The sequence below is a fragment of the Paraburkholderia lacunae genome, from assembly GCF_003353175.1.
Taxonomy (GTDB): domain Bacteria; phylum Pseudomonadota; class Gammaproteobacteria; order Burkholderiales; family Burkholderiaceae; genus Paraburkholderia; species Paraburkholderia lacunae.
Map to the genome: position 1 here is coordinate 136,598 of NZ_QHKS01000006.1, position 22,118 is coordinate 158,715.

Here is a 22,118-nt window from a genome sequence, read left to right on the forward strand (position 1 = left end):
TCACGGCGAGTGGACACGGTGATCAGGGTGGGGGGCGGAATGGACAAGTTACGTGAGATGGAGATTTTCGTCGCCATCGTTGACCGAGGCAGCTTTACTGCCGCGTCCGAGAAACTCGGCATGTCGGCCGGCGGGGTCTCGCGAGCGGTCAATTCGCTGGAATCCCGTCTCGGCACACAACTGCTTGCTCGGACGACTCGAACGGTTCGTCCGACGGATGCAGGCATGGCTTACCTCGAAGCCTGCAGGAAGGTGTTGGACACCATCATGGACGCGGAAGCCAGCATTGCGGCCGATCCGCTCAATCCCGTAGGGACGTTGACCGTTTCTGCACCGGTTCTGTTTGGCCAGCGATATGTGGCGCCTCTGGTCAACGCCTTCGCGCTGCGTTATCCGGACGTCACCATCAACGCGATGTACGCCGATCGAACCACGCGGCTTCTGGAGGAAGGGGTGGATGTGGCTCTCCGTATCGGCCACCTCGGAGACTCCTCGACATACGCCATTCCGTTGGGCTTTGTGCGGCGTCGGACGTATGCGGCGCCCTCCTATCTAGCCGAGCGTGGGGAACCCGTTCACCCCAGGGATCTGATCAATCACCACTGTGTGTCCTTCACCGGCGTCTCGCAACCGCTCGAGTGGGTGTTCAACGAAAACGGTTCGAGGCTGCCCGTCAGGGTGCGGCCGCGGATGGTGGTCGACCTTGCTCCCGCTGCCATTCTCGCTGCCGCCGAGGGTGTGGGCATCACTCAGTTGCTGTCGTACCAGGCGGCGCCGGATGTAGCCGATGGCAAACTCCAACCGGTCTTGATGTCATTCGAGCCCGAGTCGGCACCGGTGAGCCTGCTGCATGTCGAGCGGCGCAGCACCAGCGGCAAGATTCGCGCTTTCGTGGAATACGTGACCGAGACGCTACGCCAAAACCCGCACCTTCAGGCTGAGGACGCTACCGCAACGCGAACTTCGCGGTAAGCGGTCACCAGCGCATCGAGGTCGAACGCCCTATTCAGCCCGCTTGGATTGGGGACGACCCACGTGTGCGCGCCGCCGAATGGCTCTGTTTGTCGACCCCAATCGATATCGCGCGTACCGGAGATCGCCGAAAGCGCCATCTTTCCGAGGAAAACGATGTGCCGCGGCGCGTATCGCTCGATCTTTCGCCGGAAAGTATCCCCGGCCAGTTCAATCTCCGATCGCGAGAGCTCGGCGGCTTGCGCTGTTGGTCGAGGGACCACTGCAGTGAGACCGCAGCCATATCGAAGAATCGTGTGATCGTCTTCGGGCCGAATGTGTTCGGGGGTAAAGCCGGCGAGATGCACGACCCGCCAGAATCGATTGCCTCGGCCCGCAAAGTGGTGACCTGTCGATACCGCACGGATACCTGGATTAATTCCGCAAAATACCAACGACAAGTTCGGTTCAAGGAGATCGGGAAGCGATTGAAGCGAATCGGCGGCAGTCACGAATGAGCGAGTGCTTGAAATGAGACCTGCGTGCCTGCATCGCCGCGGAATCGTTGTCGATATTGTTTCGGCGTGACTTCTAACCGCCGGGAGAACGTCGTGCGCATATGCGTGGCGCTGCGGAAGCCGCACTGATAGGCAACGGTCTTCAGCGGCGCATCCGAATCTTCGAGCAACTTCCTCGCGCTGTCGACGCGAACCTGCTCGACAAACGCGGATGGTGTCACTTTCGCGTACTTTGCAAAGGCTCGCGAGAAGGTCCGCCGGCTCACGCCAACTGCGTCCGCGAGCTGCTCGATCGATAGAGCATCGGTTATATGCGCGGTCACATACCGGTGCACTTTGCCGATAATCGGATCTTCGTCCCTGCCTGTTCCCATATACGGGCTGTACTGAGATTGGCCGCCTTCCCGCTGGATATACACGACAAGACGTTTTGCGACACGCACCGCCAGTTCGTGTCCCCAATCTTCGGCGACCAGCGCCAGGCACAGATCGATGCCGGCCGTCACGCCCGCCGACGTAATGAGGCGTCCGTCGCGAACGAAGATCTTGTCGGGCTGCAAACGCGCCTGCGGAAATTCGTGCGCAAGGCGGCCCGCGTCCGCCCAGTGAGTCGTCACTTCCTTGCCGTCGAGCAGTCCCGCATGGGCAAGCACGAATGCCCCATTGCAAACGGAGCCGAACCGTGTTGCGTCTCGTGCCTGATTTTGCAGCCATGTCAGAAAATCGTTTGACGGTTGAATCTCGGGCAGTTGCGGCCCGCCTGCGATCAGCAGCAGGTCCCATTGCGTGTCGAGATCCGCATAGCTATACGGCACGGAAAGCCCCATCCCGTTCGAGCAGGTCACGGTGCCGGCGTGGGGGCCCACCAGAGTGACTTCATATTTCTGCTGCTCAGTAAGGATCGTGTTGGCTTCCGCAAACACGTCGAGGGGGCCCGCAACGTCGAGCGCTTGAACACCATCGAATATGACAATGGCGACTTTCATGCCGTGACCTTCATGGAGTTAATCGTCCCGTTTCCGATACCGGCGACCCGATTGGCTTTGCCCGAACGACCGGACCAAGCCTGCGAACCTGCGACGACGGTCGGTAACCGAGCTTACCGCAATGGCTCGAAAACAGGGACGTACTGGGCTGAAACTGTCTTTTGAGTGCGAGTCACAAATGGATTGGACTGGGGAGATGTCGAACGCACGTTGGCCCAAATCTCAAGTTGATTGGCCCAGCATGGCGACAACCGCGTGTTTCCTCGCCCGTGCCGGCTGAATAGACTTGATCTCGTGGATGTGGCCGGCCGTAAGAGCGTAGGAGGGCCGGCCCTTGGGCAACACGTATCGAAGGACAGACTCGGCATGTTGAAAGACCTCATACCTCGCACCGCTTCGCCAGACCTGACGCGGCGAGATGCGCGGCGCTCGTGTGCAGTGCATTCGCGGAGTGACGGTGTATGCAAGTAGCGATGATGCTGTATGAGGGATTCCGGCTGCTCGAGGTGACGGGCCCGATGGATGTTTTCCACGAAGCGAATCGTCTGAGCGGCGCAACGTTGTACGAGCAGCATCTCGTGGGGCCGTCCCCAAGGCCCGTCGCGTGCTCGAATGGCGTAGCGGTGGGCACGACGGAGTCTCTGTCGGATGTGCCTACTTCATTCGACATCGTCGTCGTGCCGGGTTCACCGGCCGTCGGTCCGGAGCCTGAGCATCGCGAACTGGTGGCCTGGCTTCGTGATGCCGGAAGCAGGGTGCGAAGGCTCGCGTCGGTGTCCAACGGGGCTTTTCTAATCGCGCGCGCCGGCCTTGCCGACCATCGCGCGTTGACTACGCATTGGCGCGACGCACAACGTCTGTCCACCGAGTTTCCCCTCGTCCACGTCATCAGCCATCAAAGCTATTTGAAGGATGGCAACCTGTACTCGTCGCGCGGCGTGAGCGACGGTATCCGGGTGGCCTTGGCTCTCGTCGGGGAGGACCTTGGCGAAGAGTTCGCCAGAAGCGTCACACAGTCATTGTCGAGGCAGCGCTCATGGCCCAAATGTAGCTAATTTTGGCCCATGCGCCACAGCAACGAAGGGACCGCGCGGTTCCGATCGTTGGCAGAATCGTTGTGTCCTTTCTCTCCATTCTTCAAGCAGCAAATTCCAGCAGCAAGCGCACCTCACGTTCGCACTCAAGCCAGCCATGACTCAACACCCAATCATTGCTTCACCAGCCGATCCGACGCCAACGAATACGAGTGAAATGCTGTCGGGCGCCGACATTATCTTGCGCGTACTTGCCGAGCAGGGCGTCGGCACGATGTTCGGATATAGCGGCGGCGCGATTTTGCCGACGTACGACGCCGTGTTTCGTCATAACGAAATGAACGCGGCACACGCCGAACGTCAGATCAAGTTCGTCGTACCCGCCAATGAACAAGCCGCGGGCTTCATGGCCGCCGGTTATGCGCGGGCCAGCGGAAAAGTCGGCGTCTTCATGGTGACGTCCGGCCCGGGCGCAACGAATGCCGTGACGCCGATCGCCGACTGCAATGGCGATTCGATACCGGTTGTCCTCATCTGCGGGCAGGTGCCACGCGCCGCGATCGGCAGCGATGCGTTTCAGGAGGCGCCCGTCTTCAACATCATGTCGGCGTGCGCGAAGCAGGTGTTCCTGATAACCGACCCGGCGAAGCTCGAGCAAACACTGCGAACCGCATTCGAAATTGCCCGCACCGGCCGACCGGGCCCGGTCGTCGTGGATGTGCCCAAAGACATTCAGAACTGGAGGGGCCCCTATCATGGGCAAGGCACGCTGCATTCTCGCGGCTACGCCGATCGTCTCCGAATGGTGGCGCAAGGCGCGCGTCTTGAACGAGAAAAGGCCGACGCCTTCTTCGACCTTCTGCGAGAGAGTCGGCGGCCGCTGCTTTATGTCGGCGGCGGCGTGATCACAGCTCGCGCGACGGCTGAGCTACGAGCGTTTGCCGAGCGCAACCGCATTCCGATCGTGACGACGCTCATGGGTCTTGGCGCCATCCCTGCCAATCACGAGCTGTATCTCGGCATGCTCGGCATGCATGGCACCGCCTGCGCCAACTACGCAGTTGAAGACTGTGACTTTCTCATCGCGGTGGGCGCCCGGTTCGACGATCGGGTTGCCGGTGGCCGGCCTGAATCATTTGCCGCCGGTGCTCGCTATGTCGCTCATATCGACATCGACGAGGCGGAGATCAACAAGGTCAAACGCGCGCACTGGGCTCACGTGGGAGATGCGAAAGACGCATTGCTGTCTTTGATCGAGCACAGTCCAGCGATGCCATCGCCTTCGAAATGGCTCGAACGCGTCGCGGAGTTGAAGCGGACGTTCGGGCAGAACTACGACCGAAACAACCCCGCGATTCAGCCGCAGTGGGTGGTCGAGAAGCTCAGCGAAATCACGGGCGGACGAGCGATCATCACCACGGGCGTAGGCCAGCATCAGATGTGGGCCGCGCAGTTCTTCGCGTTTGTCGAGCCTCGAAGCTTTCTGACATCAGGAAGCATGGGGACGATGGGTTTCGGGCTGCCCGCGGCCATTGGCGCGCAATTGGCGCGACCGGACGCCCTCGTGATCGACATCGACGGCGACGGAAGCATACGGATGAATATCGGCGAACTGGAGACGGCAACCACGTACGGCGTCCCCGTCAAGGTATTGCTGCTCAACAATCGCGGTGACGGAATGATCCGGCAGTGGCAGCGTCTCTTTTATGAAGGACGGATGTTCGTCAGCGACAAGTCATTGCATAGGAAGGACTTTGTGATGACGGCGCAGGCCGATGGCTTTGAATTTGCGCGTCGCGTTCAAGCGGTAGATGAACTCGAGGGCGCGTTGAGGGAGTTCGTGGAATTCGATGGACCTGCCTTTCTCGAGGTGATGATCGACGAGAACGCCGATGTATTTCCGATGGTAGGCCCGGGACAAAGCTACTCGAACATGATCACAGGTCCCTTCATTCCGTCTCGCACCGGGCGAGAAACACACATTCAGGGCGTGGGACGCAACAGTGCCACGGATATGTTCTAACCGTTCAACTGCTATTGAGGCGTCGTCGAAATCCATGATTGACGAGAATTTGATTCATAGGGCACTCGCCAACCCGTTCCGGCGCGAGGTTTTGAGGTGGTTAAAGGCCCCCAAAGAGCACTTTGTGCAAGGTCACATCGATCTTGCGCGCGGGGTGCCGTCGAATGCCATCCTCGCGCGCAGCGGGCTAGCGCAATCGACCGTATCGGCGCACATCGCGGCATTGGTCGAGGCGGGACTGCTTGATTCGACGCGCGTGGGTCAGTGGATGTTTCTATCGCGAAACGAAGACGTCATTCGCACCTTTGCGGAACAGGTCAAGTCGCATTTGTAGCCGCGGGTTTTATCGACTGAAGTGTCGGCGCTTTCTCGCCTGCGTTCCAAGACGAAACACTTGGTTGCCTCTCGAAACGAACCTGGCCTGCGTCCTGCGGCCGAATAAAAACGAAGCCCGTTCTCGCATCGTCGACACTCGCCTAGTCGACATCAATTTCGCATCGAGCGTGTCAGGGCCCGGTGTCGGGGCTTTGACCCGCTGTCTGATCGGTTGCTCCCCAGTTGACATGCGAGCGTTGTTCCAAGGCGCTGGCCTCCGCGCTGCTAGAGTCGATCGACGGTGCGTTGCCTGCGCTGTGCCATGCACACTTATACGGACTCAACCCAATTCCGGTGGGAATGGAACGGTCCGGACCGCGCAGCGGGGCGCGAGGTTTGAGCCGCGTTAGCGCGCGGCTTGCAACCTCGCGTGGCAAACGCATAGATCATCAACAGGTATTGCATGTGAGCCTCCGTCATGGGGTTAAGGCGGGTGAATTACATCGGGCCGCCATCACAATGACTGTTCCGGTATCCGGAAACGGCACCGACTGCGATCTTCCCAAATATTTCGCCAAATCTATATAACTTTGGCGCTTATGATAGAAATTGGTGCTCAGCTTGAGCCATCCCCGACTCCATGCTCAAACGCACAAACTTCAAAATCGTTTACACGGAACACTTGCCGCGATTTGAACTGTTTGTGATGTTTTCTGCATAAAAAAGAGAATCGGCCCAATTGAAGGAAAATCGCCGTCATCGAAGAAACTAATGGCATGGCGAGTGATGCCCACTCCCGATAATATATTCAGCAACATAATCAAATTGAGGTGTTAAACTCTACGCTGATCGGATAAATCGGCCAAGGTGGAGTGTTTGTGGATAATCTGAACAGCTTGACCATATTCGTCCAGGCCGCTCAACATGAAAGCTTTACGACTGCCGGCCGCATGCTCGGCATTTCGTCGTCCGCGGTCTGTAAAAGCATCACCCGCCTCGAAGAACGACTCGGCGTCCGTCTGTTCCACCGCAATACCCGCCAGATCAGCCTGACTCAAGAGGGGGCGCAATTCTTCGCCCGCTGTCGCGACATCGTGCGCGACCTCGAAGACGCCGAGGCCGAACTGAGCCGCAGCGTCGGCGAGCCGCGCGGGCGGGTGCGGGTTAGCTTCCCGGCCGTCGGTTACCGGCTGATCGCCCGCGCCTTGCCCGCCTTCCGGCGCCTCTACCCGCAAATCGAACTCGACCTCGACTTTAGCGACCGGATCGTCGATCTGGTCGAAGAGAGTTTCGACGCCGTCGTGCGCAGCGGCGATCTGCCCGATTCCAGTCTGATGTCGAAACCGCTCGGCCAGTACCGCTTTAATCTTTATGCCTCGCCCGATTTTCTGAATCGCCATGGCGAACCTGAATCCCTTGACGCGCTACCCGCTTTCGACGGCATTTATTTCAAATATCCGTCAAACGGCAAATTGCAGACCTGGACATTAAAGTCGGACAATCGCGTCTTTGAAGCCAGAATCTCCCCGGCCGCCGTGATGAATAACATCGAGGGCGTGCTGGCGGCCTGCGTCAGCGGCACGGGTATCGCCTACCTGCCCGACTTCGTCGCCCGCGAAGCGTTCGCCAGCGGCGCGCTGTGCGCGATCCTCACCGACTACAGCGTGACCGGCACGTTCTGGGTCTTGTGGCCGTCGAGCCGCCATCTGCTGCCGAAGAATCGCGCGCTGATCGACTTCATGGCGCTATCGCTGTTTCCCAAGTCCGCGCCGGACGCCCTCGCCGCCACTGCCCCCGTGGCCCCGCCTGCGCCGGCCGCTTAAGCGGGCGCGAGCGTCTGAGCCTCGCCGCCGCCGGCCGTCTGCAATGCCGCGAGGCAACCGCGCTCCTCGAACACTTCATGCGCGGCCAGCATCGCATTGGTCGCTACGGGAAAACCGGCGTACAGCACCATCTGCAGGATCACCTCGACAATTTCCACCGGCGTGCAGCCCACGTTCAGCGCGCCGTTGATATGCACTTTCAGTTGCGGCCGGCAGTGACCGAGCGCCGCCAGGGCGGCGACCGCCGCGATCTGCCGCGAGCAATCGTCGAGCGCGCGGCGTCCGTACAGGTCACCGTAGGAAAACTCGATCGTGTAGCGTGCCATGTCCGAAGCGATCTGCTGCAAGGCATCGATCACTTGCAGGCCGGCGCTGCCGACCACTTCGGTCAGCCGGGCGATGCCGCGCTCGTAACGTGAAGTCGGGGTCTCGTTCATGGTCAGTTCTGATCCTGTCCAGTAGGTTCGCTGTATGCGACGGAATCAATGGAATCAGCGGCAGCACCGGCATCGGCCGGGCCGGAGCGCTCGATCAGCACTTTCTTGAAGCGGCTCGAATAGCCGATCGCCTCGACCGGCGTGAGTCGCACTGGCACCTTGTAGCCGTCCATCGAACGGCGCGCAAAGGCACGGATGTCGCGCAGCACGGCGGCCGCTTCGACGCCCGCGGCGAGATCGAGTACGACATCGGCGGCGACGAACTGGCCCGTCAGCGAGTTCGCCTCGCCATAGGCTTTGCAGTCGCGCACGCCGGGATGCCGCATCAACACCGATTCGACCTCGGCGGGGAACACCTTTTCGCCGCCGACATTGATCACTTCCTTGCGCCTTCCGCGCACGCGCAGGAAGCCGTCGGGTCCCTCCTCGACGACGTCGCCGGTCTTGAACCAGCCGTCTTCGGTGAAGCTGTCCGAGGGATGGTTCAGATAGCCGAGGATCTGCCGCGCGCTTTTCAGCCACAACTCGCCGTCGACGATCTTGTGTTCGATCGACGGATCGTTGAACTTCATGTAGACGCTGTCCGACGACATCGAGGTCGTGCTAACGATGCCGGTTTCGCTGGTGCCGAATGTCTGCAGCAACTTGACGCGCGGCAGGCTCTCGCGCAGCCGGCGCAGCAGGCTCTCCGGCATCGGCTCGGTGCCGTAGGTAATCATCCGCAGCGACGACAGGTCGTGCTTGCCGACGGCGTCGCCCATCAGCATCAGATTCAGGAAGGTCGGCGAAGTTGGCAACACGGTCACGCCATAGCGTTCGATCAGCGAAGCGACGCGCTCTGGCGTCTTCTCGGCGACCAGCGTCGCGGTGCCGCCGATCGACAGGATGTTGAGCAGCGTATTGATCCCGCCGATATGGTCGAACAGCAGGAACAGCAGAATGCTCAACGGCCGCGCGCGGCGCCCGACATAGCCGTCGATCAGCCGGTCGAGATCGTGCAGCATCGCTTTCGGCGCGCCGGTCGTGCCGCTGCTGAACAGGATCAGCCCGGCGTGCCGTTCGGCGCGCAATGCCTCGATAAGCGGCGATGCGGCCGCACGGCGGTCCGCATCGGCGAGCGGCGTCAGTGTGTCCTCGTCGACCTCGGCGAAATACACGGCGTTCGCGGTGCGGCTTTTGGTGTCGATCTCCTGCGCATTGCTCGCCGTGTTCATCGCGATGATGTTCGCGTTGCGGTACAGCGCGAGAAATAGCGCGATGCCGGACAGCGAATAATCGCCTTGCAGAAACACCACGTCCCCCGGCGCGACGCCCGCGGCACGGAGCTTGTCCGTCTGCCGCTCAATCTGCGCGCAAAGCTCGCCGTAGCTGTGCGAACCTTGCTCGGTCTGCACGGCCGGGCGTTCGCCGAACGTGCGCAGCAGCGCGAATAACGGCTTGTCAGTCATGATCCACCTCGCAGGGCAGTTCTCGGAGCCGGTCAGAAACTCACCGGCAATTCGTCGGGCCGGCGCAGCACCGTCCCGTTGATCCAGCGCAGTGCTCCAGGTTCCATCGACAATTTCAGGTTCGGCACCAGCTCGGCCAGCGCACGCAGCACGGCGGCGATCTCGAGCCGCGCCAGCGCCGGGCCCATGCAGCTATGGATGCCGAACCCGAACTGTAGATGCGGCTTGCCGGCGGTGCGGTCGAAATCGATCGTCAACGGATCGGCGAACACCTCCGGATCGCGGTTGGCTAGAAACACGTTTGCGTACACCGGCGTGTCCGGCGGAATCGTGCCGACCGAGGTGACGAGCGGCACGGTCGTCATGCGCGGAAACGCCGACAGCTTGCCGATCGGAATCACGCGGATCAGCTCCTCGATCATCGCCGGCAGGCGCTCCGGTTCCTCGACCACGCGAATCCACAGCGCGGGCGCCGACAGCAGCGTATAGAGCGACTTGGTCATCACGCTCAACGCGTTGTGGTCGCCGCCGAGCAGGATTCCGAGCAGCACTCCGACGAACTCCTCGTCTGACAGCGGCGCTTCGAGTTTCGCGCGGTGGTCGACATAAGAGCGGATAAAACCGGTCGGTTCCGCCGCGCGCGTGCCGCGCACGAAGTCCATCAGGTAGTCGAAGCTCGCCTTGACCGCGTGCTCGATACCGGCCAGGTCATGCGGCGGTGCTTCCTGAATCGTGCGGCTCCAGACCCGGAACATCGGCCGGTCCGACAGAGGAATGCCCAGGATATGGCAGACCGTGGCGGACGTGACGTCCTGTAACACCGCTTCGAACACATCGGGCGGACTGCGGCCCGCCACCATATCGGCAATCCCTCGCCGCGCGGTGCGGTCAACCAGTTCGCGCAGGTTCTCGACGCCGCGCGGACTGAAATCGCGGGTAACCGTGGCGCGCGAGCGCGCATGCGCCGGATTGTCGAGGTTCAGCAGCAGTTCCTTCTGGGTCGTGCCCGGCAGGAACGTCGGGCCGCCTTCGACATTGCAGAGCGTGCGGCTGACCGTCGGGTCGGCGAGGAACGCGCGGCAATCTTCGTAGCGCGTCAGGTGCACCGCAAGATGACCGCTCGGCAAGCGTACCTGCGGAAACGGCGTCTCGCTTTCGACCGGCGTGTAGTACGGCGGCGCGTCCAGGTTCGGAATGTCGAATACGCGCACAAGCGTCTTGGTGAGCATGGCAACGTCCGCGTGGAAGGTCAGGAGATGACGGCGCCGCCGACCAGTTGGCGCAGCTCGGCGGCGGTCTGGGCGGCGTCACGGAACACGACGGCTTCCCAGCCGCAGGCGCGCGCCGCCGCGCAGTTCTCGTCGAGATCGTCGATCAGCGCACACTCGGACGGTTGGCTCCGCGCACGTTCGGCGGACAGCGCGAAGATGCGCGGCTCGGGCTTGCGCATGCGCACTTTGCAGGAATCGACCACGAGATCGACGAGGTGGTCGAGACCGACCATCGTGCGCCACGAGTACTCCCACTCGATCACGTTATTGGTAAGGATACCTACCTTGAAGCCGGCCTCTTTCATTTCGGTCACCAGCTCGACCACGCCTGGATTGACGCGGTGATCCTGGAACCACTGTTCGCCATGGTTATCGAAATTGCAGCGTGAAATGTCGAGGTCCGGGTAGAGCCGCGTCAGCGCTTCGCGCATGCCCTTGGCCCATTCGCGCTGCGTAATCATGGCCAGCTCGATCGGTGCAAGGAAATGCACGCCGAGCGGGCGTGCGACCTCGGCCATCGCCGCTTCCATCTCCACGCGCGAGACACCGGTCTTGCGCTGATAAACGGTGTAGAGCTCATCGATCGGCGGCGACAGCACGCCACCGAAGTCAAACCAGATCGTATTGATGGTCATTGGATTCCCCTATGGAGGACTTACGAGTCGATTGTCGAAGAAGATCGTCTGCCGGTGCGGGGGCGGGACCGGGTGCGTCGGCCAGGCCGGCGGTTTCGTCACCTACGTCGACCGGCGCCGCCACCACCGTATTGCGCAGCGACAGCCTCGCCACGCCCACCGACAGCCCGACGCCGAAACCGCACGCCAGCACGCCCTGATGGCGCCAGCCAGTCTCGGCTGCCGCGAGCGACACGGTTAGCGGAATCGACGACGGTCCGGTGTTGCCGACTGCACCGACGCTCACCGGCATGCGCTGCGGCGCGATACCCAGCTTGCGGGCGAGGTAATGCAGCATGAAGCGGTTGGCCTGGTGAAACAGGAACAGCGGCACCTCGTCGAGCGTGAGGCGATGCGTCGCCAGAAACGCGTTGACCGCGAGCGGCACCTGTTCGAGCGCAAAGCTCATCACCTGGGCGCCGTCCATGAACAGGTGTCCGGTGCGGCTCGCGTGCGCTGCGTCGTCCGTGTAAGCGAGCGGCGTGTGCAGATGCTGCATGCCGCTGCCGTCGGTGCTGAAAGCGAAATCGATGGCGTCGTTGCCCTGCTCAATCAGCGTCGCAGTTGCCGCATCGCCGAACACGAGCCGTACGTGGCGATCGTCGGGATGCAGCAGCTTGGTGATCACGTCGCCGGTGCATACGAGTACGCGCCGGCACCCGCCCGCCGCAACCAGCAACGCCGCCTGGTAAAGCCCGTAGATATAGCCAGAGCAGCCGAAGTTCAGGTCGAATGCGACGACGTCGCGGCGCAGGCCGAGCCGGTGGGCGATCAGCGCACTGGTGGCCGGCATGGCGCAATCGGGCGTCTGCGTCACCAGCACGAGGCCATCGATCGAAGCCGGGTCAGCGTCAATGGCGGCGCACAGCGAATGCGCCGCCGCCGTGCTCAGGTCGCCCGTCGTCAGCCCGCCCGCCACGCGGATCGCCTCGATGCCGGTGCTGCGCGCGATGCGCTCCACTTCATGGCGGCCATAGCGCGCCGCGAATGAATCGACCGCGACCACCTCGCGCGGCAGCGACGCCGCGATCGCCGCGATCGACACGCCGTTGATGGTAGTGTTCATGCCGCTTGCCCAGCGCGGTCGAGCGACGCCGTCAGCGCGTCGAGCAGGCTGCCGACGTCCGTGAGCCGATCGAGCAGCGCGGCGTCGAGCGCGACGCGATAATGGTCCTCGACAAAGCCGAGGAGCGTCACCTTGGTCAGCGAGTCCCAGTTCTCGAAGGTGTCCAGCTTCACCGCGCGGGTGAGTTCGGCGGCGTCCACTTCGAGCAAACCGCCCAGTTCGTCGAGTAACGGTTGCAGCGTCATGATCAGACCTCATGGAAACGGTGGTGATACGTTAGGAACAGGCTGCGTCGCACGACGCAGCCCGGCTCAATGCGCAACCCATGCGGCTCGCCCCGCGTCAAACGCCGCCGAGATACAGCGTCTGTCCGGTGATGAACGCGCTTTGCGGCGACAGGAAGAAATCGACCACGTTGGCCACGTCCTCGAACGTGCCGAAACGCGGAATCGCCTGGCGCGCCAGCAAGGCGTCGAGTTTCTGCTTCGGCACCGTGCGCGTCAGATCGGTGTCGACCGGCGTCGGGCCGACTGCGTTGACGGTGATGCCGTAGCTCGCCAGTTCGCGCGCCATGACTTCTGTGAGCGACTCGACCGCCGCCTTCGAAGCCGCGTAGATCGCCTCGCCGTCGAGCTTGAGCGGGCGCGCCACGGTGGTGAAGTTGACGATCCGTCCGCCGTTGCGGCGCATCAGCCGCGCTGCGTCGCGGCTCAGCAGAAAGGTGCCGATCAGATTGGTCTGCACGATGCGCTGAGCGGTGTCGAGCGGCGTCAACATGCAGTGGTTCATGCTGGCGATGCCCGCGTTGTTGATGAGGTTGTCGAGCACGTCGTACTTTTTTCGGATCGTCGAGAACACCTCACCCACGGCCGCTTCGTCGCTGACGTCGACGAGCGCATGCTCGTAGCCGTCGAGCGAAAAGTCGGCGGCCTGGCGGCTGCACCCGATCACCCGATGCCCCTTGGCGACGTAGTGTTGCGCGAGATGACGGCCGATCCCTTTGCGCGCGCCGGTGACCACCGTGATAGGTTGACGGGCGTTAGACACGGGCGACCTCGCCGCACAGACCCAGCGCGTAGTCGGCCAGTGAGCCGATCGTGGCGAACGGGCTGCGCCGCGCGGACATCGCGCCGTCGCTGACGAGCGTGATGCGCACGCCCAGTTCGCGTTCGATTCCCTGCTCGACATCCACGACGACCGACACGAGCCCCATCGAGTCGAGTTGGCCGTTGCGGCCATACAGTGCGGTCGCCTCGCCGTCGGCGAGACTGATCGGCTCGCTGTGCATCGCGCTCTCGTTTTCCAGCGCGGCCCGGATTATGTCGATGATCTGGCTTCTCACTGGACACTCCTGTTCGGTTGTGGTGGCACACGCCACGGGTGAGCACAGTGGCTAGGCGGCGGCAAGCTGTCCGTACAGCGCGTCGAGTAGCGCTTTCTCGCGAGAATCGAAGTAGCGCCGGTCGACGACCGAAATGCTGAACTGCGCGACGGCCGCCACCTGCCTCAACTGCGTAAAGTGCATCTCGTACGACACGCGCAGGCTGCAACTGCTCGCGCGGCGCAGCTTCAACGGCACACAGCGGATGTCGATCGGCAACGGCAGCACGAAGTCGGCGTAGCTGACGCTCATCTCGTGTGTGACGAAGCGCACCTCGACCGGCCGGCCAGGCGGCAGGAAGAAGCGTTCCGTCACGGCAATCGCGGTCTGGCGCGCGGCTTCGGCGATCATCTGGCCGGGGATGTGCCGGCCGGTCAGGTGGTCGCTAACATCGGCACTGCGTTCGTCGAGCAGCAGCGCGCAGCTATAGCTGCCGTCGCCGCCCGCCAGCGGATCGGTAATCGCGATGTTCGGTTCCACATGCTTGTGCGTTAGCCTGCGGCTGGCCCGCCTCGGCGGCGCCGACGGGCTCAGCACCACACAAGGCCCGCGCCGTTCGACCGCCGCGTACACACCGTGCAGACTCGCATCGTCGAGACCTTGCCCGACCACCAGCGCCAGCGTGCCGTCGGCTGCCGACCAGCCATCGATCAAGCGACGCGCCTCGTCGACGGAAATCAGACGTTCGTGGTCGCACTGCGACTTGATCCGGCTTCCGACGACGATTCGCGCACGGTGCACTGTCGCGCTTCTGGGTGCTTCGAGCGGCAAACCCACCGCCGTTAGAAAAGGGCACTGCAACCCCATCGCCTGAACTTCGCTCATCGCTTCACTCCGTTCCTGGTACGGCGTTCATTTGACCCGCGATCGCCGCGCGTTTCCACTAGTAACCTTGTTAGTTATCCAAAGCTTCTATGATAAACAACGGACGACCGAAGTCGACCGGCTCGCCTTCGTCAGCCAGCACTTCGACGAGACGTCCGTCGTGCGGCGAGCGGATCTCGTGCTTCAGGCGCATTGCCTCGATCACACACATAACCTGGCCCGCCTCGATCGTCTCTCCGCATCGAACGAGCGGCGCGCTGTTTTCGGCCGCACCGTGCCGGTAGGTGCCGACCAGCGACGACGCCACGATCCGCCGCGGCGCAAGCAGCGGGCGTGGCGTGACGTGCGGCGGCACAGCGGCCGGGCCAGCCAAACGCGCGGCCGGCGCGAGCGACTCGTTGCCCGGACTCGCCACGACCGGCGCCGCGTTACGCACGATCACGCGACCCATCGGTTCGCTTTCTACCTGCAGTTCGGCGATGCGTGACTGCGTCACCATCTGCACCAGTCGGCGGATGCTCGATGTGTTCATGGGACGGGTTCCATGGAAGCGCAGCATGGCACGTAGTCCAGCGTCAGCAGGGCGGCGGCGGCGCTCGCGTGTTGGTTAATAAAGAAGTGATCGCCAGGCAGAATTCGCTCGCGGTAAGCGTTGGTGGTGTGTTGACGCCAGTGCGTGACGTCGGCGAGCGGCGCCAACTGGTCGCGGGTGCCGCCGAGCACGGTGAGCGGCAACGTCAGGGCACCGCGCTCGACATAAGTGAAGCGGTCGCAGACACCGAAGTCGGCGCGCAGCACGGGCAGAAAATGCGACGCCCGCCTTGCATCTCGAAGCAATGCGCGTGGCACGCCGCCGAGCCGCGCCACCTCGGTCAGAAAGGCTTCGTCGCCCTGACAGGCGGACATGCCCGACCCGCGAAACAGATGCGGCGGCCGGCAGGCGGCGACGACGACATGCCGCACTGGACACGCAGCTTCGTCCTGCATCCGCAGCGCCACCTCGTGCGCGACCAGCGCACCGAGGCTGTAGCCGAACAGCGTCACGTCCGTCAACCGCGCGGCACGAATGCACGCTACCGCGTGATCCGCCATCTCGCCGACGCTGCGCGGCGCCTGCGTCGCGCAGGCAGCGTGCCGGCCAGGATATTGCACGCCGACGAATGGCCGGCTCTCCTGCACCGCGAGGCGCACGGCGGGCAGCGAGCAGGCACTGCCTCCCGCATAAGGAATAAAGACGATGGCGTGCGGCGCCCGAAACTTATCGGCGGACATGCTCGGCTCCACGAATCCGGAGTTGTAAAAGTATCTGACTTAATATTTCCGGGCCACTGGCAAGGTTAATAGCAGGCACTGGCATGATGCAGTTGCGCCATTAATGTGCATAAAGTTACGCCACTCACTTCTCTCTGTAACACTTTAATATTTATGACTTGTTGCATACTGAAGATGGGCCATATATAAGTCGAATTTTCAACATCCAGGTTGACTTGTTACTGGGAAAGGCAATTATTCCACCATACCCATTACGTCTTTCATTGAAACGGGAGATCGAAAGTGAAACTGAATAGTGATGAAATACTGGATTGCTTCGCCAGCGCTAATTCCATGGAGGACTTGTTCCTGATCCTGTCCGGCTATGCGGTCGCACTGGGGTACGAATTCTGCTGCTATGGCTTCCGCTCGCCGGTGCCGGTGTCGCGGCGGCCCGTGAGGGTACTCGACACCTATCCGGCAGGCTGGATGGCCCACTATATGGAGCAAGGCTACCTTAGAACCGACCCCGTCGTGCTGCGCGGCGCGCAGTCGGCGCTGCCGATCGTCTGGTCGGACGCCTTGTTCGCCGAGGCCGGCACGATGTGGCAGGAAGCCCAAGCGTTCGGCATCCGGGCTGGCATTTCGCAATCGTCGTGGGGGAAAAATGGCTCGTTCGGCGTGTTGTCGCTGGCGCGTAGCGCCGAGGCGGTGTCGCCGGCCGAGCGTAACGCCATTTCGATGTGCATCGCGTGGCTTGCCAACGCCACGCATACGGAAATGAGCCGCTTCCTGTTCCGGCATGCCGAAACCGACGGTACCCAAAGTCTGACCGAGCGGGAACGCGAAATTCTTTGCTGGACCAGCGAGGGTAAAAGCTCTCAGGAAGTGGGCATGATTTTAAATATCGCGCCGAGCACCGTTAATTTCCATATCAACAAGATCCTGTCAAAAATGGGTGCCATCAATAAAATGCAGGCTGCGGTGCGAGCCGTTGCCCTTGGAATAATCAATAATTAAATTGCCGCATCTCGAAAGCGCCTGGTGCGACCGGTTTTTGCGCAATTCGCCCCGCGCAGGCAATCCGCTAGGTTTCCATTTTCTCCGAAATAGATCCCGCTATTTCCGCAATTGGCGGCGTGGCTTTACTGCCGACCGGCAAGCGGACCCGCAGGCCATTCAAAGAACGGTGAATGTTCATCGCGCAGGCCTCCACGCGGCGGCCGTCCAGGATTCTGGATGGACCGAGGCTCACGACCTCCGCCCCCTGCGAACGAAACCGCCGCGCGAGACTGCTAAAGGTCACACCGACCAGTTCGTCACAGCCGCAGTAGGCGGCCGCTTCCAGCACCGCCGCGAGCAGCTCCGTCAGGCCGTCCGTGTCGGGCAGGTCCCGTCCGACCGCGAAGCGCGACAGTTCCCACACGTGAGCGGCCGATTGCAGCGGCGCGGCGAGCAGGTCGGAGAAATGCCGTTCGAGCAGACATGGCCGCAAAGTCGGCAGTAACCGGGCACAGGCGACCACCTCCGCGCGGGCGTCCTGTCCGACGACGTAAAGCGTGTCGAAGCGATCGAATTCGTCGCGTTCGAAACGCGACTGCCCATCCCCCAACTGCCAGCCCAACTGTTCGACGAACACCCGATACCGAAACGCGAACAGTTTATTTCGCAGTACAGGAGGAAGATCGCACGCCCGGCCCGACAACAGTCTCATAAGATCCCCTCGACGAAGTAAAGAACGCAGCGCCTGAAGCGCGCATCGCACAGCCGATGCTGCACGACGCCCGCCAGGCAGCCCAGCTGTGCTTATGCCAACGACAGGGTCTACTAGTGCGCCGGCTCCGCAACGGCCGCGGCGTTGCTCGACGGACGCGCCAGTCCGAGTTCTCGTACCTTCTGCGTGGAGCCGAGCGGCGTATCGCGCGGCAGCGGTACGGCCGCGCTCACCGCGCCGATCCACTCCCCGGTCGTCGCGACAGCGCCATTGCGCGACTGGATGCTCACGCACACGGCGCACTACGACTCCTCCGCGATAGAGGCGCCGGCCCGGTTCGCGTGTGCGAAGGCGCCGGCTGCATCGGCGAGAAACTCGACTCGGAAGCCGGAACGGACCGCATCGCGTACCGTCGATTTGCCGCAATTGTTCGAGGTGAACCCCCTGACCGTGGGCGTATCGACCCCGCGCTCGCGCAGCCAGCCGGTGAGGTCGGCTTCGGCGAACGCGCTCGGCAGCGTTTTCTCGATCAGCAGATCGTGCTCGCGCGAGGTGGTGACGGGGTCCAACTCGACCGCAGTAGTACCGCTCGCAAACACCGCGGCGCGCTTGCTTTGTGTGGTCATGCGATCTCTGCCAGAGCGCAAAGAGAATGTCGCACAGGCGCGCAAGGGCGCCCATGCCGAATGCAAAGCACATCCTGCTCCACACGCCGCCCCGCTATGTCGGTAGCATGTTCGTCTTCCCTAAAGGACGTGAAATTCAGTCTAAGGGGTAACCCGAGGGAGGATTTAAGTGAATTGTTCCGCACTGCAGCGACAAATAGTTCGAAGCGCTGGATCCCCGAAATTCACCAGGAATGGTTGTACGCTCGATCCTTGATGTTCGGACAAATAGTCACGCGGTTAACACGCACAAGCGTGACACACTGACGTAACCCGATCCTCAGGAGTGGCAAATATGCATGCCACGACGTTTGATCACTGCACCATCCGCACGACCGATCTCGAAGGCACCTGCCGCTTCTATGCGGAAGTCCTGGGGTTGACTGTCGGCCAGCGGCCCAACTTTCCGTTTCCCGGCGTATGGCTCTATAACGCTCCGCCGGGCGAGGGCGTACCGCTGGTTCATGTCATTGACGAAGGCGCGCAGCGCGCCGGTCACTCCGGTGCCGACGGGCGCAGCAATGTCGACCATATCGCGTTCCGCGTCGTGGACGTCAACCGCTTCGCGGCCGGCTGGCGAAGATGGGGCATCACGCCGCCCACGGGCCGGCGCTCCGGACAATTATTTCTTCGTGATCCGAACGGCGTGGTAGTCGAAATCGCTTATGGAAGTCGCGAGAGAGCGATCTGAATGGCAGCTACGCGCGTTGATGGCAGGCCTGTATAGACGGAGACTACACACACGTGTCGACCTTGAAGGAATTACTCGAAGAAAGAGCCGTGCTGGACAGACGCATCGAAGATGCACGGCGAGGGGAAGCTCCGTCCGCACTGAAAGTGGTACGGGAGACAGTGGCCATGTTTCGCTTCACGCGAACCGAGGTGTTCGCCGGTCAGCCGACCGGCAACGCGCCTCGCACGCCGGCGCGCTTTCGCGATTCGGCGACCGGCGCGACGTGGAACGGACGGGGCCCCCGCCCCGCGTGGCTGCGCGGCAAGGACATCGAGCAGTACAGGATCGGCGAACCCGGTTGATCGTCAAACTTCGATGCGGCAAGGGTCACACGATCCGCCGCGGTAGCCAAACCGCGTGGAGAGGGCGGGGCGTGGTTCAAAAACCACCATTTTCAGGTAACACAGGCGAGCTGATCCACACCGCCGATAAGGGCGGCGGTTGATGAGCTGTGCAAATCATTTCGAGGGGTTCGACCGCTTGTGATCGGCCCTGATGGGGTAGAAGGTCGCCCAGCCTGAGCAGAGTGAGTCAGTGCGGGTCTGGCTGGCCGGTTATGAGCTCGCGCTGGCTCCTGCCTTCGCGCTCGGCCCGGCGGCTGCGCACGAAGCCGCGACAACGCCAGCTTGCTTCTTTACTGTATCGTGGCCGATGCTTGCGAGCGTCGCTGTGCCCTGCCGGACCCAGCAGATTCCAGATGCGGCAACTTCGAGTGGCTCAGGAAGCCAAACACCATCGCGGCCGATAGCACACTGATTCCGGCGAGCACATAAAGTAGAAGATGGAATGCGGCACCGTAACTTTGCACGAGCGCGACACGCGTCGCATGCGGCAGCAGCTCCAACGTGCGCGACATGTCGCCCATCGCGAGTCGATTGGCTGCTTCGCTCAGCGTCGCGCCACCGCTACCGGCAAGCGCTGCGCGGCGCAAGCTCGACTCCACCATGCCCGCCAGGAGCGCCGAGACGATTGCGAGCGCGATACCCTCCCCGGCGACGCGCGTCGTGTTGAAGATGCCCGTAGCCATGCCCGCGCGCTCCTTCGGCACAACGCTGACGGCGAGCCCGTCCATCAGCCCCCACGGCAGGCTCACGCCGATGCCAATGACGATCATGGCCAAGAGCGTCTGCGTGAGCAGTTGCCCCGGCGGGCATTGGGCGAGCCACACATGACCGCATGCGCAGAGCAGCAATCCGACGCCTGCGATGAAGCCGGCCGTCAGCCACCGGGTCAGCAAGCCGGCGACGAGGGGCATCATGAGCATCGGCGCCGACAATGCGAACATCATTTGTCCGGCCGTCACCGCGTCGCGGCCCTCAACGCCGATAAAGCGCAAGGGCAGTAGCACGACCAGAACGACATATGAGTAGGCGGGCGCTGCCGCGAGAAACTGGACCCCAATGAAACGCGGGTAGCGGAAAAGCGACAAGTCGAGCATCGGCCGTCTCGCGCGGCGCTCCACGACAATGAAGGCGGCCATGGCGACACCGGAAACAACGAGCATGGCCACCACGGGCGCGCTCAACCATCCGCCTTCGGGCACGCGCAGCACCGCGTAGGTGAAGAGCGTCAATGCGCATGTAAACGTCGTCGCACCCGGCCAATCGAGACCGGTCGCGCCCGGGTCCCTCGTCTCCCGGATCCATTTTCCGCCGAATGCGAACGCGACGAGCGTTATCGCCGTCACGCTGAGGAACACCGACCGCCAGCCGAAATGCTCGATGAGAATTCCGGCGACAACAGGCCCGCACGACAAACCGACGCCAAACGTGGTCCCGAGCAGGCTGAATGCACGCGTCCGAGCCTCGCCCTCGAATTCCTGAGCGAGCGCGGCGGCACCTGACGACAGGGCCGCGGCACTGAATATGCCTTGGAGTGCGCGAAGAACATCGAGTCCGGACATGCTCGAGGCTTGCGTCGCAAGGAGCGATAAGATCGCAAATCCCAGCGTGCCGCAAAGGAACAAGCGCTTGCGCCCGTAGCGGTCGGCCAGCGAACCGCCAACCATCAGACTGCTGCCGAAGGCGAGCATGAACGCGTTTGTGACCCAGTTGAGAGCGATCGGGGTCCCGCCCAAGGATTGCGCGATGGCCGGCAAAGCAACGGCCGGGCCGGTGAAGCTGACGGGCATCGAAAGTCCAGAAAGACACACGGCGCCCAGAACCAGTAGCTTGTGCGCTGGGCGGTGCGAGTCGGTGGCAGCGTTGGCCATACGGATTCCTCAAAAGAGATGCCGGGCGGAGCCTCCCGCCTCGATGGCAGAGGCGAGCCTTTGTACCAAGGCCGATACTAGCTGGATTGAATTTGTGATTAAATCGATCTCCATTCCGATCTATCCGGACAAATACTCCGCAATCGACCCGAGCGATAGGCAATCTGAGTGGACTGACCGCTTCGTGCGTGCGCTGATGTCGACAACGGCCGACAGCCCGTGGGAGAGTCCGCATGACGGGGCGATCGCTTGACTTCGATACCCGGTAGCGGTTGCCCCGCACTCTGTTCGGTCACTTGTTGACGCAGCACGTTGACTGCGTTGAACGGTTAGTGCTTAACGGGAATCGGATGCTGCGTAGTGTCTGCGTCTACGTTCGTCGCGGCTTTGGCTGACGTTCGTTTGCGCGGGCTGGGCTTCGTGGCTGCCGGTGTTTCCGTCGTCGCTATTTGTGATGCCTCCGCAAGAAGGCGCGCAGCACGGTTCGCGGTGATGCGGCTTTGAGGGATGCCCTTCGCATCGAGCGCGATCACCTGGTACAGCTCACGGTCACACTCGAGATCCTGCTGATATCGTTCCGCCGTTTCGACAAGCAAATCAATCATGGTCTGCTGACGCCGTCTTTCGTCACTCGTGATGGCAGGATTCCTACGCATTGAGGATGCAAGTGTTATCAGCTTGTTGAGTTGGCTCAACGAGGGTCGGCTTTTTTGCTGGCGGCGAATATCCCAAAAACATGGGCGTCCTGCAATCTGCTAGGTTTACCCCGCGTCGAGAATGGCCGCTCGATG

At 62.2% G+C, this 22,118-nt stretch carries 27 protein-coding genes; 9 read left to right on the forward strand and 18 right to left on the reverse strand.

Annotated elements, in window-relative coordinates:
- The first annotated feature begins 39 nt into the window (after positions 1 to 39).
- A complete protein-coding gene (locus tag DLM46_RS10830; protein WP_115100938.1) occupies positions 40 to 972 on the forward strand; it encodes a LysR family transcriptional regulator in 933 nt (310 codons plus the stop codon).
- On the opposite strand, the gene mug is transcribed toward DLM46_RS10830, so the two are convergent.
- Positions 933 to 1,463 carry a G/U mismatch-specific DNA glycosylase gene (mug, locus tag DLM46_RS10835; RefSeq protein WP_115100763.1) on the reverse strand — a complete coding sequence of 177 codons (531 nt, stop codon included), beginning with the start codon at positions 1,461 to 1,463 and terminating at the stop codon, positions 933 to 935. The two genes, DLM46_RS10830 and mug, sit on opposite strands and share 40 nt — an antisense overlap.
- Positions 1,460 to 2,455, reverse strand: coding sequence for a GlxA family transcriptional regulator (locus tag DLM46_RS10840; RefSeq protein ID WP_115100764.1), 996 nt, complete (start codon positions 2,453 to 2,455; stop codon positions 1,460 to 1,462). Before DLM46_RS10840 ends, mug begins: the two co-directional genes overlap by 4 nt.
- 461 nt (positions 2,456 to 2,916) lie before the next feature.
- On the opposite strand from DLM46_RS10840, the gene DLM46_RS10845 reads away from it, so the two are divergent.
- The 4 genes from DLM46_RS10845 (at position 2,917) to DLM46_RS10860 (ending at position 7,650) form a co-directional block, all read left to right on the forward strand.
- On the forward strand, positions 2,917 to 3,510 hold the full coding sequence (locus DLM46_RS10845; protein ID WP_115100765.1) for an AraC family transcriptional regulator: 594 nt from the start codon (positions 2,917 to 2,919) through the stop codon (positions 3,508 to 3,510).
- A gap of 136 nt (positions 3,511 to 3,646) precedes the next feature.
- Positions 3,647 to 5,512 (forward strand): biosynthetic-type acetolactate synthase large subunit, encoded by a 1,866-nt coding sequence (ilvB, locus tag DLM46_RS10850; protein ID WP_115100766.1) that lies wholly within the window; start codon positions 3,647 to 3,649, stop codon positions 5,510 to 5,512.
- Between the two features lie 34 nt (positions 5,513 to 5,546).
- A complete protein-coding gene (locus DLM46_RS10855) occupies positions 5,547 to 5,846 on the forward strand; it encodes an ArsR/SmtB family transcription factor (RefSeq protein ID WP_115100767.1) in 300 nt (99 codons plus the stop codon).
- 859 nt (positions 5,847 to 6,705) lie between these two features.
- Complete coding sequence (locus DLM46_RS10860; protein WP_115100939.1) at positions 6,706 to 7,650, forward strand: LysR family transcriptional regulator; 945 nt, start codon at positions 6,706 to 6,708, stop codon at positions 7,648 to 7,650.
- Here the strand turns inward: DLM46_RS10860 and DLM46_RS10865 are convergent.
- From DLM46_RS10865 to DLM46_RS10905, 11 genes are all read right to left on the reverse strand, one after another.
- Positions 7,647 to 8,087 carry a carboxymuconolactone decarboxylase family protein gene (locus tag DLM46_RS10865; RefSeq protein ID WP_115100768.1) on the reverse strand — a complete coding sequence of 147 codons (441 nt, stop codon included), beginning with the start codon at positions 8,085 to 8,087 and terminating at the stop codon, positions 7,647 to 7,649. The two genes, DLM46_RS10860 and DLM46_RS10865, sit on opposite strands and share 4 nt — an antisense overlap.
- Positions 8,088 to 8,089: 2 nt before the next feature.
- Positions 8,090 to 9,535 (reverse strand): long-chain fatty acid--CoA ligase, encoded by a 1,446-nt coding sequence (locus DLM46_RS10870; protein WP_115100769.1) that lies wholly within the window; start codon positions 9,533 to 9,535, stop codon positions 8,090 to 8,092.
- A 32-nt stretch (positions 9,536 to 9,567) separates the two neighbouring features.
- On the reverse strand, positions 9,568 to 10,764 hold the full coding sequence (locus DLM46_RS10875) for a cytochrome P450 (RefSeq protein ID WP_115100770.1): 1,197 nt from the start codon (positions 10,762 to 10,764) through the stop codon (positions 9,568 to 9,570).
- A gap of 20 nt (positions 10,765 to 10,784) precedes the next feature.
- Positions 10,785 to 11,441, reverse strand: a complete 657-nt coding sequence (locus DLM46_RS10880; RefSeq protein ID WP_115100771.1) for an HAD family hydrolase — start codon at positions 11,439 to 11,441, stop codon at positions 10,785 to 10,787.
- Complete coding sequence (locus tag DLM46_RS10885) at positions 11,416 to 12,546, reverse strand: ketoacyl-ACP synthase III (RefSeq protein ID WP_165847948.1); 1,131 nt, start codon at positions 12,544 to 12,546, stop codon at positions 11,416 to 11,418. The genes DLM46_RS10880 and DLM46_RS10885 overlap by 26 nt, the downstream gene beginning before the upstream one ends.
- A complete protein-coding gene (locus DLM46_RS39360) occupies positions 12,543 to 12,791 on the reverse strand; it encodes a hypothetical protein (protein WP_165847949.1) in 249 nt (82 codons plus the stop codon). The genes DLM46_RS10885 and DLM46_RS39360 overlap by 4 nt, the downstream gene beginning before the upstream one ends.
- Positions 12,792 to 12,888: 97 nt before the next feature.
- Positions 12,889 to 13,593, reverse strand: coding sequence for an SDR family NAD(P)-dependent oxidoreductase (locus DLM46_RS10890; protein WP_208866262.1), 705 nt, complete (start codon positions 13,591 to 13,593; stop codon positions 12,889 to 12,891).
- Positions 13,586 to 13,888 carry a hypothetical protein gene (locus DLM46_RS39825; protein WP_208866263.1) on the reverse strand — a complete coding sequence of 101 codons (303 nt, stop codon included), beginning with the start codon at positions 13,886 to 13,888 and terminating at the stop codon, positions 13,586 to 13,588. Before DLM46_RS39825 ends, DLM46_RS10890 begins: the two co-directional genes overlap by 8 nt.
- A 51-nt stretch (positions 13,889 to 13,939) precedes the next feature.
- On the reverse strand, positions 13,940 to 14,752 hold the full coding sequence (locus tag DLM46_RS10895) for an AfsA-related hotdog domain-containing protein (RefSeq protein WP_115100774.1): 813 nt from the start codon (positions 14,750 to 14,752) through the stop codon (positions 13,940 to 13,942).
- Between the two features lie 70 nt (positions 14,753 to 14,822).
- Positions 14,823 to 15,284 (reverse strand): acetyl-CoA carboxylase biotin carboxyl carrier protein, encoded by a 462-nt coding sequence (locus tag DLM46_RS10900; protein ID WP_165847950.1) that lies wholly within the window; start codon positions 15,282 to 15,284, stop codon positions 14,823 to 14,825.
- Positions 15,281 to 16,024, reverse strand: a complete 744-nt coding sequence (locus tag DLM46_RS10905; protein ID WP_115100776.1) for a thioesterase II family protein — start codon at positions 16,022 to 16,024, stop codon at positions 15,281 to 15,283. Before DLM46_RS10905 ends, DLM46_RS10900 begins: the two co-directional genes overlap by 4 nt.
- Positions 16,025 to 16,306: 282 nt before the next feature.
- Between DLM46_RS10905 and DLM46_RS10910 the strand changes: the two genes are divergently transcribed.
- Complete coding sequence (locus tag DLM46_RS10910; RefSeq protein ID WP_133300324.1) at positions 16,307 to 17,023, forward strand: autoinducer binding domain-containing protein; 717 nt, start codon at positions 16,307 to 16,309, stop codon at positions 17,021 to 17,023.
- Positions 17,024 to 17,090: 67 nt separating this feature from the next.
- Here DLM46_RS10910 and DLM46_RS10915 read toward each other — a convergent pair whose 3' ends face one another.
- The 3 genes from DLM46_RS10915 to DLM46_RS10920 all read right to left on the reverse strand — a co-directional run bounded on the left by DLM46_RS10915 (position 17,091) and on the right by DLM46_RS10920 (position 18,343).
- Positions 17,091 to 17,717 carry an acyl-homoserine-lactone synthase gene (locus DLM46_RS10915; protein ID WP_115100778.1) on the reverse strand — a complete coding sequence of 209 codons (627 nt, stop codon included), beginning with the start codon at positions 17,715 to 17,717 and terminating at the stop codon, positions 17,091 to 17,093.
- A gap of 113 nt (positions 17,718 to 17,830) precedes the next feature.
- On the reverse strand, positions 17,831 to 18,013 hold the full coding sequence (locus DLM46_RS39010) for a hypothetical protein (protein ID WP_133300325.1): 183 nt from the start codon (positions 18,011 to 18,013) through the stop codon (positions 17,831 to 17,833).
- A 6-nt stretch (positions 18,014 to 18,019) separates the two neighbouring features.
- Positions 18,020 to 18,343, reverse strand: a complete 324-nt coding sequence (locus DLM46_RS10920) for an isochorismatase family protein (protein WP_115100779.1) — start codon at positions 18,341 to 18,343, stop codon at positions 18,020 to 18,022.
- 334 nt (positions 18,344 to 18,677) lie between these two features.
- Between DLM46_RS10920 and DLM46_RS10925 the strand changes: the two genes are divergently transcribed.
- Both DLM46_RS10925 and DLM46_RS41220 read left to right on the forward strand, forming a co-directional pair.
- The gene (locus tag DLM46_RS10925; protein WP_115100780.1) at positions 18,678 to 19,073 is read left to right on the forward strand and encodes a VOC family protein; all 396 of its coding nucleotides are present in this window, start codon (positions 18,678 to 18,680) and stop codon (positions 19,071 to 19,073) included.
- A gap of 167 nt (positions 19,074 to 19,240) precedes the next feature.
- Positions 19,241 to 19,417 carry an H-NS family nucleoid-associated regulatory protein gene (locus tag DLM46_RS41220; RefSeq protein WP_425273973.1) on the forward strand — a complete coding sequence of 59 codons (177 nt, stop codon included), beginning with the start codon at positions 19,241 to 19,243 and terminating at the stop codon, positions 19,415 to 19,417.
- A 332-nt stretch (positions 19,418 to 19,749) separates the two neighbouring features.
- Here the strand turns inward: DLM46_RS41220 and DLM46_RS10935 are convergent, their stop codons facing one another.
- Positions 19,750 to 21,327 (reverse strand): MFS transporter, encoded by a 1,578-nt coding sequence (locus tag DLM46_RS10935; protein ID WP_115100782.1) that lies wholly within the window; start codon positions 21,325 to 21,327, stop codon positions 19,750 to 19,752.
- A gap of 43 nt (positions 21,328 to 21,370) precedes the next feature.
- Here DLM46_RS10935 and DLM46_RS10940 point away from each other — a divergent pair, with 43 nt between their 5' ends.
- Complete coding sequence (locus DLM46_RS10940) at positions 21,371 to 21,580, forward strand: hypothetical protein (RefSeq protein ID WP_115100783.1); 210 nt, start codon at positions 21,371 to 21,373, stop codon at positions 21,578 to 21,580.
- 76 nt (positions 21,581 to 21,656) lie between these two features.
- Here DLM46_RS10940 and DLM46_RS10945 read toward each other — a convergent pair whose 3' ends face one another.
- Positions 21,657 to 21,932, reverse strand: a complete 276-nt coding sequence (locus DLM46_RS10945; RefSeq protein ID WP_425273974.1) for a hypothetical protein — start codon at positions 21,930 to 21,932, stop codon at positions 21,657 to 21,659.
- Between the last annotated feature and the right edge of the window lie 186 nt (positions 21,933 to 22,118).